The organism is Winogradskyella jejuensis, assembly GCF_900129745.1.
Taxonomy (GTDB): domain Bacteria; phylum Bacteroidota; class Bacteroidia; order Flavobacteriales; family Flavobacteriaceae; genus Winogradskyella; species Winogradskyella jejuensis.
The window spans coordinates 1441585-1453633 of record NZ_FQWS01000001.1; the positions used below are offsets into that span (position 1 = coordinate 1441585).

12 protein-coding genes are annotated in these 12049 nt (G+C 34.1%); 6 read left to right on the forward strand and 6 right to left on the reverse strand.

The window, feature by feature from the left end; translation table 11 throughout:
- Positions 1 to 35 precede the first annotated feature (35 nt).
- Entirely contained in the window at positions 36 to 425 is a 390-nt protein-coding gene (locus tag BUB95_RS06730) for a DUF423 domain-containing protein (RefSeq protein ID WP_073084557.1), read from the forward strand.
- Between the two features lie 65 nt (positions 426 to 490).
- Positions 491 to 2110: a phosphoenolpyruvate carboxykinase (ATP) gene (gene pckA, locus BUB95_RS06735; protein WP_073084559.1), complete on the forward strand. Its 1620-nt coding sequence runs from the start codon at positions 491 to 493 to the stop codon at positions 2108 to 2110.
- Between the two features lie 77 nt (positions 2111 to 2187).
- Here pckA and BUB95_RS06740 read toward each other — a convergent pair whose 3' ends face one another.
- Complete coding sequence (locus BUB95_RS06740; protein WP_073084561.1) at positions 2188 to 2937, reverse strand: uroporphyrinogen-III synthase; 750 nt, start codon at positions 2935 to 2937, stop codon at positions 2188 to 2190.
- 15 nt (positions 2938 to 2952) lie between these two features.
- Positions 2953 to 3606, reverse strand: a complete 654-nt coding sequence (locus BUB95_RS06745) for a DUF4271 domain-containing protein (protein ID WP_073084564.1) — start codon at positions 3604 to 3606, stop codon at positions 2953 to 2955.
- A gap of 105 nt (positions 3607 to 3711) precedes the next feature.
- On the opposite strand from BUB95_RS06745, the gene BUB95_RS06750 reads away from it, so the two are divergent.
- The 3 genes from BUB95_RS06750 to BUB95_RS06760 are packed head-to-tail and all read left to right on the forward strand — an operon-like array spanning position 3712 to position 6247.
- Positions 3712 to 4434, forward strand: coding sequence for a polyprenol monophosphomannose synthase (locus tag BUB95_RS06750; protein WP_073084566.1), 723 nt, complete (start codon positions 3712 to 3714; stop codon positions 4432 to 4434).
- 2 nt (positions 4435 to 4436) lie between these two features.
- Positions 4437 to 5780: a dihydroorotase gene (locus BUB95_RS06755; protein WP_073084568.1), complete on the forward strand. Its 1344-nt coding sequence runs from the start codon at positions 4437 to 4439 to the stop codon at positions 5778 to 5780.
- 2 nt (positions 5781 to 5782) lie between these two features.
- Positions 5783 to 6247 carry a DUF4296 domain-containing protein gene (locus BUB95_RS06760; protein WP_073084571.1) on the forward strand — a complete coding sequence of 155 codons (465 nt, stop codon included), beginning with the start codon at positions 5783 to 5785 and terminating at the stop codon, positions 6245 to 6247.
- Here the strand turns inward: BUB95_RS06760 and BUB95_RS06765 are convergent.
- The gene (locus tag BUB95_RS06765) at positions 6244 to 7263 is read right to left on the reverse strand and encodes an NAD-dependent epimerase/dehydratase family protein (RefSeq protein WP_073084573.1); all 1020 of its coding nucleotides are present in this window, start codon (positions 7261 to 7263) and stop codon (positions 6244 to 6246) included. The two genes, BUB95_RS06760 and BUB95_RS06765, sit on opposite strands and share 4 nt — an antisense overlap.
- 90 nt (positions 7264 to 7353) lie before the next feature.
- Between BUB95_RS06765 and tyrS the strand changes: the two genes are divergently transcribed.
- The gene (tyrS, locus tag BUB95_RS06770) at positions 7354 to 8652 is read left to right on the forward strand and encodes a tyrosine--tRNA ligase (protein ID WP_073084576.1); all 1299 of its coding nucleotides are present in this window, start codon (positions 7354 to 7356) and stop codon (positions 8650 to 8652) included.
- Between the two features lie 83 nt (positions 8653 to 8735).
- On the opposite strand, the gene BUB95_RS06775 is transcribed toward tyrS, so the two are convergent.
- From BUB95_RS06775 to BUB95_RS06785, 3 genes are all read right to left on the reverse strand, one after another.
- Positions 8736 to 9176: a YHS domain-containing (seleno)protein gene (locus BUB95_RS06775; protein ID WP_073084578.1), complete on the reverse strand. Its 441-nt coding sequence runs from the start codon at positions 9174 to 9176 to the stop codon at positions 8736 to 8738.
- Between the two features lie 45 nt (positions 9177 to 9221).
- Positions 9222 to 10202, reverse strand: a complete 981-nt coding sequence (locus BUB95_RS06780; protein ID WP_073084581.1) for a LuxE/PaaK family acyltransferase — start codon at positions 10200 to 10202, stop codon at positions 9222 to 9224.
- A 71-nt stretch (positions 10203 to 10273) separates the two neighbouring features.
- Positions 10274 to 12016 (reverse strand): T9SS type A sorting domain-containing protein, encoded by a 1743-nt coding sequence (locus tag BUB95_RS06785; RefSeq protein ID WP_073084584.1) that lies wholly within the window; start codon positions 12014 to 12016, stop codon positions 10274 to 10276.
- Positions 12017 to 12049 lie beyond the last annotated feature (33 nt).

The following is a 12049-nucleotide window of genomic DNA, read 5'->3' on the forward strand; positions in this document are numbered from 1 at the left end:
CTCAAACGATTTAGCATTAAAAAATAACTTTAATTATGAACAAAAAACTATTGATTACTGGTGCTATTTTAGGAATTTTAGCCATAATTCTTGGTGCTTTTGCAGCACATGGTTTAGAAAAATTGGTAGACGAAAAGGCTATAAAATCGTTTGAAACAGGCGTGCGCTACCAAATGTATCATGCATTTTTTCTGTTGCTATTAGGTAGTACCTCTTTTATTACTGATAAAGCAAAGACTTGGGTTTTAGTATTAGTCTTGTTAGGAGTCATTTTCTTTTCGTTTTCTATCTATGGTTTGGCAACTAATAGCCTTACCAGTTTTGATTTTAAATCTATAGCTTTTATTACGCCAGTTGGTGGTTTTTTACTCATTATGGCTTGGCTTTTAATGTTGATTAATATCTTAAAAACTAAAACGGATTAACATTTTTGCGACACTATATTCTAAAATAAAGTTTTATTTTTGCCGGATAACACAACATAAAAAATATGGTAAATTCAGACCAATCTACGAAAACGATTTCGTTAGAAAAGTATGGTATTAAAAATGCTAAAATTAACTATCAGTTAGCGCCAGAAACATTACAAGAAATCACCTTGCAAAAGGGGATGGGAAAAGAAACAAACAATGGTACTTTGGCTATTAATACTGGAAAATTTACAGGACGTTCACCTGAAGATCGTTTCTTAGTTAAAGACGATTATACCAAAGATAAAATTTGGTGGGGACCATCAAACAAAGCTATATCTCCAGAGAATTTTGATTTTCTTCAGAAGGAAATTGAAAATTATTTAAGTAATAAAGAACTTTTTGTCCGTGATGGATATGTTTGTGCTGACCCAAAGTACAAAATGAATGTTAGAACGGTGACTGAATACCCTTGGTCAAATATGTTTGTTTACAATATGTTTTTAAGACCTACGGAAGAGGAGCTTGAAAATTTTAATGAAGAATGGTTGGTTCTTTGTGCTCCAGGATATGCATGTCCACAACCAGAGGAGCACGGTTTACGTCAAGGAAACTTTTCTATTCTTAATTTTACTAAAAAAATAGCTTTAGTTGCGGGGTCTGCTTACACAGGCGAAATGAAAAAAGGTATTTTCACGGCACTCAATTTTATATTACCCGTAGAGAAAAACGTCTTACCAATGCACTGCTCTGCCAATGTTAGTGAAGACGGTGAAACAGCAATTTTCTTTGGTTTATCTGGAACAGGAAAAACAACACTCTCTACTGATCCTAATCGTAAATTAATTGGAGATGACGAGCATGGATGGACTTCGGAAAACTCTATCTTTAATTTTGAAGGTGGTTGCTATGCAAAAGTGATTGACCTTTCTGAAGAAAAAGAGCCAGATATTTTTAGAGCTGTAAAGCCTGGTGCAATTTTAGAGAATGTAATTTTTAAAAAAAACGGAGAAGTAGACTATATGGATAGTAGCATAACACAAAACACACGTGTAAGTTATCCTATTTATCATATAGATAATATAAAAGTACCATCTTACGCATCTAACCCAAAAAATATCTTCTTTTTAACCGCAGATGCCTTTGGTGTATTACCTCCAATATCTAAGCTCACGCCAGCACAAGCAGCTTACCATTTTATATCAGGTTATACTGCAAAAGTTGCTGGTACAGAAGCAGGTGTTAAGGAACCTCAACCGTCATTTTCTGCATGTTTTGGAGCGCCTTTTATGCCTTTGCATCCTACAAAGTATGCTGAGATGTTAAGTAAAAAAATGACTGAAGCTGGTGTAAATGTATGGCTTATAAACACAGGCTGGAGTGGCGGTCCTTACGGTGTCGGTTCTCGTATGAAGCTTAAATATACGCGAGCAATGATTACTGCAGTCCTAAATGGTGATTTAGGTCTTTACAATTATGACGATTACCATATCCATTCTGTATTTGGAGTGGCACAGCCTCGAGAGTGTCCAGGAGTACCTTCTGGCTTATTAAGTCCAAGAGCAACTTGGAATGATGACAAAGCTTACTACGATATGGCATTCAAATTAGCGAATTCGTTTAGAGAGAATTTCAAACAATTTGAATCTTACGCTTCTGAGGAAATCAGACGTGGAGGTCCTCAACGTTATGGTTATTAGAATTCGATAAAGAGAAATAAAAAAGCGATTCATTTGTGAATCGCTTTTTTTCATTTAATATTTCAATAAATAAGAAACTATTTTCCTTTATTAGCTTCTGTTATGTATTTCTTTAAAGCCATAGTCATAGAAGGTGTTTCAGGCGTTGGTGCAGCAATATCTACACGTAATCCTTTTTCTTCAACGGCTTTAATTGTTGTGTTTCCAAAAACTGCAATACGAGTGTCGTTTTGTTTGAAGTCTGGAAAATTATGAAATAAAGACTCAATACCAGATGGGCTAAAAAACACTAGAATATCGTAATAAACATTAGCTAAATCTGATAAATCACTAATTACCGTTTTGTAAAATGTTGCTTGTCTCCAGTTTACACCTAGTTTATCTAATGTTTCAGGAATTATAGGTTTTACTTTATCCGTTGTTGGTAGTAAAAATGTTTCGTCTTTATACTTCTTAATAAGAGGAGATAATTCCTCAAAAGTGCGCTTACCAACATATATTTTACGTTTTCTGTAAACAACATATTTTTGTAAGTAGTAAGCAACAGCTTCAGACTGGCAGAAATATTTCATAGTGTCTGGCACTTTAAAACGCATTTCTTCCGCAACTCTAAAAAAGTGGTCTACAGAGTTTCTACTTGTTAGGATAATTGCGGTAAACTTAGTGAGGTCAATTTTTTGCTGTCTGATGTCTTTTGCTTCAACACCTTCAACATGAATAAATGGTCTAAAATCTACTTTTACCTTCTGGCGCTCTTGTAAGTCGAAATACGGAGAGTTTTCAATTTTAGGCTCTGGTTGCGAAACCAATATTGTTTTCACTTTCATATACTAAACGCTTTTTTAACCGAAATAATCCTTAATTACCTTGTACAAAATAACATAAGGTCCAATTTCGAGAGCGCAAAGATACAATAAAAAATAGAAAGTATGAGAAAGAAGAGCTTTTTGATAGACTTTCAAAAATCTAATAAATCCAATGAGATTAATTAAAAATAAAAGGGTTAAACCTAAATAAATCACAACCTTTTCATCTAAGTTACTGAATAATAACAAGATGTTAAATAGGATTAAAACTACGGCAGATATGTTTTTGTAAGTAGTTTTCTGAAAGATATAAAACTTAGAAAATTCTGAAAAGTTAAAAATATAACCCACAAAGCGTTCTATGCCAATTTTTAAAAGCATAAGAGCAGCTATAAAACCAAAACAAACATACATGAGTTTATTTCCATTAGCAGGCGTATCACTTAACGCTAGATAGGCTATATAGATAAAAATACCAGCAGAAAACACAAAGTTTAGAGATAGTAATAAAGAGAATGTATCTAGTCCTTTTCGTTCTCTGGTGTAGAGTTTTAGATATTTATCATTCCATATAACAGAAACAAAATCTATAAATCTTGCATTAAAAAGCTGTTTTGCAGATACCACAAGTATCAAGCTTACTAATATAAGACCAACGTAAATGTCTTGAGTTATATATTCTCTGAGCATAAGGCTAAAGTATAAAGAAATGTTTAAAAATAATTACATATTCCATATGCAATTAATAAACGAGATTATGGAGCAAAACCTTACATTTGCCAAAACGAGTCATCTATGACAGATGCTATTGTCATCATACCAACTTATAACGAAAAAGAGAATATACAAGCCATATTAGAGGCTGTATTTGCCTTGTCTACTAATGTTCATGTTCTTGTAGTTGATGATAATTCTCCAGACGGAACAGCAACTATCGTAAGAGAGTTGCAGCCTATTTTTCAAGATAGATTACATCTTTTGTCTAGGTCAGGGAAAAATGGTCTAGGTACAGCTTATATTGAAGGTTTTAAGTGGTGTTTGCAGAACCAATATCAATATATTTTTGAAATGGATGCTGACTTTTCTCACGCTCCGAAGGATTTATTAAGACTATACGATAAGGTTAGTTCTACCGATGCAGATGTGGTTATTGGGTCACGATATATCAAAGGTGTCAATGTGGTCAATTGGCCGCTTACTCGAATTTTATTGTCCTACGGTGCTTCGCTATATGTAAAGTTAATAACTGGTATGCGCGTACAAGATCCAACTGCGGGTTTTATTTGCTACAAGCGAAAAGTATTAGAGACTATAAACCTTGATGAAATAAAGTTTATAGGCTATGCGTTTCAGATAGAGATGAAGTTTAAGGCTTTTAAAAAAGGCTTTAAAATTGTTGAGATTCCCATTATCTTTACAGACCGAATTAGAGGAAAATCCAAAATGTCTGGAGGTATAATTTCAGAAGCTATTTTTGGTGTTATTAGTCTTAAATGGAATAGTTTATTCAAAAAATAAATATGAGCAATCAAACCCTTATAAAAAATGCCAAAATTGTAAACGAAGGTTCAATTTTTGAAGGCGATATTCTCATCGAAAACGAGATTATTAAAGAAGTAGATACTTCTATTAGCGTTAAATCCGCTGATGTCAAGGTTATTGATGCTGAAGGAAATTACGTATTTCCTGGTATGATTGATGATCAAGTACATTTTAGAGAACCTGGCCTTACACATAAAGCAACTATAGAAACTGAATCTAAAGCTGCTATTGCAGGAGGAATTACATCTTTTATAGAGATGCCCAATACCAATCCGCAGACAACAACAGTTAAAAAGTTAGATGAAAAATTTGCCATCGCCGCAAAATCGTCTTATGCTAACTATTCGTTTATGTTTGGAGGTACTAACGATAACCTTGGTGAAATTTTAAAAGTTGACCCAAAATCTGTAGCAGGATTGAAACTTTTTTTGGGTTCATCTACAGGGAATATGTTAGTGGATGACCCTGAGGTTTTGGAGAAAATATTTTCTAGTACAGATATGGTTATTTCTGTGCATTGCGAGGATGAAGCAACGATTAGAAAAAACTTAGCAAAATATAAAGAGCAATATGGAGATGATATTCCAATGGAATTACATCCTGTAATACGTAGTGAAGAAGCTTGCTATTTGTCTTCATCAAAAGCTATAGAGTTGGCTAAAAAAACAGGAGCAAGACTTCATGTATTTCACTTATCTACTGCTAAGGAGACCGAATTATTTACGAATAAAATTCCTTTAAAGGATAAAAAAATCACAGCTGAAGTTTGCATTCATCACCTATGGTTTACAGACGAAGATTACAAAACAAAAGGAAGTCGTATTAAATGGAATCCTGCTGTAAAAACAGCTGAAGATAGAGATGGACTTTGGAAAGCGCTACTAGATGGTCGTATAGATGTTATAGCAACAGATCACGCGCCACATACTATCGAAGAAAAAGACAATTCATATACAAGTGCCCCTTCAGGTGGACCTTTGGTGCAGCATGCTTTTGTGGCATTATTAGAAGCCTATCACAAGGGTAAAATATCTTTAGAACAGATAGTTCAAAAAGCAGCACATAATCCGGCAATACTTTTCAATGTTGAAAAACGAGGCTATATTAAGGAAGGCTATTATGCCGATTTAGTTATTGCAGATTTAAATAGTCCTTGGACCGTAAACAAGGAAAATATTTTATATAAATGTGGTTGGTCTCCTTTTGAAGGTAATACCTTTAAAAGTAGAATTACACATACGTTTGTAAATGGTCATCTAGCATACAATAATTTTAAAGTTTTAGATGTTAAAGCAGGAAAGCGCTTGACTTTTGATAGATAATAATGAGACACCTATTTTTTTTAATACTAGCAATACTGTCGCTATTGAGTTGTGAGCCAAAGTTAAAGCCTGATAAGCCGGATAATCTGATTGCTGAAGATAAAATGACAGATGTGCTCTACGATATGTTTATTGTAAGTTCAGCAAAAGGAATAAGTAGAACTAAATTTGAAAAGATAGGATTAAACCCCGAGCAATACATTCTAAAAAAGCATAATATAGATAGTTTACAATTTGCCCAGAGTAACGACTATTATGCGCATGATGTTGAGGTTTATAAGGCTATGATAGAGACTATAAAATCTAGGTTATCAGCAGAAAAAGAAAAATATAAGGCTATAGAAAAAGAAGAACAGGAGGAGAAAAAACGTCAAAAAGATTCTTTAAGAAAATTACGTCAAGCTAATAAAACAAAAGAAAAATTGATTGACCCTCCATCTAGAGTTAAGGAAATAGGCAAAGACTAAAGTTTTAAATCCTTCAAATACAAATTAGAAACATCTTTTATGGATTTTTCAATGGCTATAAAATTGTAATTCAAAGCAGCTTTTATTTTAGAATTATCGTGTTTTGTAACAGAAGTTAGTGTATTTGCAAGTTGTTTAGATAATTGTCTTCGTTTTCCAAATAACTTATGCTTTAGCCAATCTAATCGCCATAGAATTTCTAATTGCCAAGGTTGAACTAGCTTTTGCTTTTTAGAAACCCCAAGAGCCTTAGCTGCTTTTTCATTAAAATCTTTAAACAATAGATTTTCTGCAATTAAAATGTAACCTTCATTTTTTATGGAGCTTTCCATGAGATTAATTATGATGTTTGTAACATCTAAAACATCGATATAACTCGATCCACCTTTGGTGTAAAAATTTAATCCTTTATAAATCTGATTAAACAAGCTTCCACTTCCGCCACTTCTCCAAAAGCCAGGGCCTAATATTATACCAGGATTTACGATTACAACGTCAAGTCCTTCTTGAGAACCACGCCAAACTTCAAGCTCAGCGCCATATTTGGTAATTGCATATACACTATTGTCTTCTTCGGGATTCCATGGTGTTGTTTCGGTGATTAAAGTTTCAGGATTATTGTTATGTCCAATAGCAGCAATAGAACTCACATAACAGAGCTTTTCAACTTTATTAGAGATAGACAAGTTTACAATATTTGCAGTCCCTTCAATATTTATTTTTCTGAGCGTTTTGTATTTGTCGGGTTCAAAAGATATAAAGGCAGCGCAATGGTAAACAAAAGAGATGTCTTTAAAAGCGTCTTGTAGTTTAGGTACATCAGTAATGTCAGCTTCTAGCCATTCTATGTTATTGTAGAGTGTTTCCCAATCTTCAGAATAATAAGAAAACACATGCTTTACTTTTTCTAGTTTATGGGCACGACGATAAATAGCTTTCACCTTTTCGCCTTTAGAAATGAGTTTATAAAGTAAATGAGAACCAACCAAGCCAGTTCCGCCGGTAACTAAAATCATAGTAACGAAGGTAGTGTTTTTTACATTTGTCTTTTGTGTTTTAAAGTGGAAACATATCTTTGCCAAACTAATTTTAGATATTAATACCCAATGGGAAAGAATTTTGTTGAAGAGTTAAAATGGAGAGGTATGCTACACGACAGTATGCCTGGTGTAGAAGAGCACTTAAGTGAAGCCATGCGAAGTGCTTATGTAGGTTTTGATCCAACAGCAGATTCTTTACACATAGGAAACTTAGTACCAATAATGTTATTGGCGCATTACCAACGCTGCGGTCATCAGCCAGTGGCCTTGGTGGGTGGAGCAACAGGTATGATTGGTGACCCATCAGGAAAGTCTAGCGAACGTAATTTATTAGACGAAGCGACACTACGTCATAACCAAGAAGCCATAAAAGCACAGCTAGCTCATTTTTTAGATTTTGAAAGTGATGCTCCTAATGCTGCAAAATTGGTGAATAACTACGATTGGATGAAGGAATTTTCATTCCTAGAATTTATCCGTGATGTAGGTAAGCACATTACCGTAAACTACATGATGGCAAAAGATTCTGTGAAGAATAGAATCTCTGGAGAATCGTCCAGTGACGGAATGAGTTTTACCGAATTCACCTACCAATTGGTACAAGGCTATGATTTTTTACATCTATATAGAACGGATAATTGTACTATACAGATGGGCGGAAGTGACCAATGGGGCAACATTACTACTGGAACAGAATTAATTCGTCGTATTGGTAATGGTAAAGGATTTGCGATAACTTGTCCATTGATTACAAAGAGTGATGGTTCTAAATTTGGTAAGTCCGAAGGCGGTAATGTTTGGTTAGATGCTAAGCGTACATCACCATATAAGTTTTACCAATATTGGTTAAACTCTAGTGATGAAGATGCAGAGAAATATATTAAAATCTTCACATTTTTAGAGCAAGATGATATTGCTTCAATTGTAGAAACTCACAAAGAAGCACCACATTTAAGAGGACTTCAAAAGCGATTAGCACAAGAGATTACAACAATGGTGCATTCTGAAGAAGATTTTAAAAATGCAGAAAAAGCGTCTAATGTTTTATTTAGTAAAACCTTTAAAACAGATATCGCAACTATAGACGAAAAAACGTTTTTAGATGTGTTTGAAGGTGTGCCTCAAGCCGAAATTACTAAAGCAGATTTTGATGCTGGTTTAGATATGATTGCTGCTCTCGCTGCAAAAACGGAATTTTTAAGTTCTAATGGAGAAGCACGTCGCGCACTTAAAGAAAACTCTGTATCTGTTAATAAAGAGAAAGTTAAAGAAGACTATATTATCTCTTCAGACGATTTGATTAATGGTAAGTATGTTATCCTTAACAAAGGGAAGCGTAATACATATATCATCAAGGTAGTGTAAAACAAAAATGCCCGGAGAAGCCTCCGAGCATTTCCAACCAATCAATCAACTTTCAACTATTATTAATTTTTCTTTTTCAAAAATTAATTTTTAATAGCCTCCCAATTTTGGTCGGCTTTTTTCTGTAAACCTTTCACATTATTTTTTTTCCATTTTTTTAGAGTATTTATTCCCCAAGAATTGTAGAATAAATAAAGCTTTCCATCTCTTATTTCAAAGGTTTCTGGGTCAACACCTACTTTTTTAGAATCTACAGCTACGGCATAAGCGCAATAGCCACCATATTGCGGAATATAGTTTTCAGGAGCTTTTAAAAATGCATCTAAATTTTTCTGCGAGGCAAACTTATACTTTACATTATCGTACGTAGTGGTAAAATTTTTATCACCTTCAATGGCTTTATTGTTAAAATATTCGACTACATCATAACCTTCTGCCACATAGCCTTTTTTTATATTGTAGTCTATAGATTGCGCATTAATGCTGGTAATACTAATTAAGAAAATTAAAAGTGTGAGTTTCATAGTGTCATTAGTTATAGATACTATGTCGAAAAGAGTTGTGGAGTCTTACAAAACCATAAGATTGCAACCACGAATATCAGAATTGTCAAAACGCCCAATAACTTCAAAAGAATTATCATCATAAACTTTACCTAAGTCTTGGGTTGCAATAAAGGCGCAAGAATTAATATTTGCTAAATCAATGATATTTAATCCACCAGATTTTCCTTTGTTCTGTATGCTAAGCGCATCTTCCGTATCACGTGTTAAAACTTTCATCCAAGGCGGACATTCAAAAACTCCTTTTCCTTTTGAGTACCCTTGGCTTAATAATTCGGTCATGCCGTACTCGCTATGAATATGATTAACTCCAAAACCTCTTTTTAAGATAGCATGTAACTCTGTGCGAATCATTTCTTTTCTTCGACCCTTCATGCCTCCAGTTTCCATAACTATGGTGTGTTTTAGATTGAAGTCAAAGTTTTCAGCCAAATCTAATAAAGCAAATGAAACCCCAATAAGCAAAACCTTTTGTTTTCGTTCTTCAAGTTGAAGAAGCGTTTTAGCTAATTCATCTAAATTATTTAAATAGAAACCACTTTCAGGCTGTTTAGAGTTTTTAATTAAATCTTCTGCCATATATATTAAAGAAGACCCGTCACGTTCTAAATAAGAAGGTAATAAGGCCAAAACAACATAATCTTCTATATTGCCATAGAAGTGGGTGAAGCCTTTTCTAAAACTCGTTTTATATATGCTTAAGTCTGTAACATGATGTTTACTTGTTGTACTTCCTGTTGTACCAGAACTTGTAAAGGTTTTTTCGATAGGATTTCTTGAGCTTAAAACCTCATGTGATTTAAAAAATTGAATGGGTAAAAACGGGATATCTTCAATGGCTTTTATATCGGAAGGATGCTTAAATAACAAGTCGCAAAACGAACGATAGACCGAATTATGTTCAAACTGAAATCTAAAAACCTCCAAGGCCAAATCTTTAAATTCTTTTTCTGAATTTATATTGAAAATTCTGTCCGTTTCTATCATGTTGTAAAATTAAGCAAAACAAAAAGCGCTACCAATGGGTAGCGCTTTTTAGACTTAAAAAATCTTTATGCTTATCTAATCACTAATTTCTTAGTGCTTGTTGCACCATCTTGAGTTAATCTTAATAAATAAATACCAGACTTTAAGTTAGAAACGTCTAATCTATTGTTAGAAATAGTTTCGTTTTTAACTTGCTTACCTAATATATCAAACACAGCAACTGTTATCTGAGAAGCATTTACTGAAGAAATGTTTACCTCGCCAGTATTTGTTGGGTTAGGGAAGATAGAGAATTCTCTTATCTGGAAGTTGTCATCCGCTGAAAGTACTTGTGCAAAAGTTTGACCAATAAGAAGATTGTCAACTAAAACTCCTTCATTTTGTGAAGAATCAGACTGTCTTAATCCAAATTCAGAAATTGTTCGAGCATTAGCATCATCTAAATCAGCACCTAAGATAGAAGTATCAGTATCAGATGCAGCATCAATCCAAAGCTCTGAAATATTTGTAGTTTGATTGTATCTTACAATTGCTCTGTATGTGGTTCCAAAAGAAAAGTCAGTTCCCCAAATAGCGTCTTCAGTGCTGCTGTCTGTTGCAATACCAACTGTGAAATCATTACCAGGAGTATTAGCTTCAGCAATACTTAATCTACCACTAAAGCCAAAAGAATCGTCTTTGAAGAAAGCAAAATATTCATAGTCACCTCCAGAAATAACAGCTCCTGGGTCTTGTACAGTAAAATCAATACCAAAATAGATGTCTCCTGCTACAGGAGTAAATGCAATACTAGCGTCTTCACTAGGACTTCCATGTTGTACTAAAGCTTGTCCAGATACTATTTGTAAGTCTTCAACTGTACCAGAGAAGTTAGACCAATTTGGATTGCTAACTAACGGACCATCTGCATATGTAAAATCTTCTGATATAGGTAGTGTAAGTGCTGGGATACAGTCTACAGCACTCACAGTAGTGTCTATATCGCATAATCCACCATCTTGAATGGTTACAATAACATCAATGCCTTCATTTACACCATTAACTGTAATTGTACCAGAAGCATCTGTAGAAGGATTACCCATTGATAAATCAATAGTTCCAGAATCTGCAGTTACTGTGTAAGTTGAAGTACCTCCACCTGTAAATGCAATAGTAGCTGTATATGTATCCGTACCTGAAGTAATGTTATCACACACAGCATTTACAGCACCGATAGATAATTCGCATACTGCAGCATCATTAGAAGCTCTAAAAGTTATGTTTTTTACGGTGTAAGTTCCGTCCATATTCCTTTGAACAGACTGAGTGTCTTTAGACATGTTTTCATCTTCATTGTATTGAATACCTCCTATAGCAGCAAGCAATGCAGTGTCATCTCCATCGTTTGTGTCGTAAACAACACCACTTAATATTGATGTTCCCATTGGAAGAGGAGATATAGGAGTGTCATTTGGAAAGTCAGATGCATTACCACTAATTAAAGCTACAGCATCAGCTCCATTTTGTATCGCGCCAGATCCTCCTGGAGGAATTTCTAAATCACCTGCAGATATTATTGCTGTATTTCCTAAAATAAAGAAACCATTAGCGTCGGTAGAAAATCCGTCTAAATCATAAGATAAATAACTGGCATCATCACTACCATTAAAAAATACAACTACTAGACCATCAAGCGAAGTGTTGGGTGTCCACAAAATCTCAACAAATTCAGCTGTGTCTGTACCAGGAGTATCAGCATCAACTTCGTTTATTACCTGACCAAAAGAGGTAGCAGAAATTAAAAAAGTAATAAGTAAAAAGTAAAGTTTTTTCATAATTAATTAATTATAGTTTAAAGAGTCTCAAAT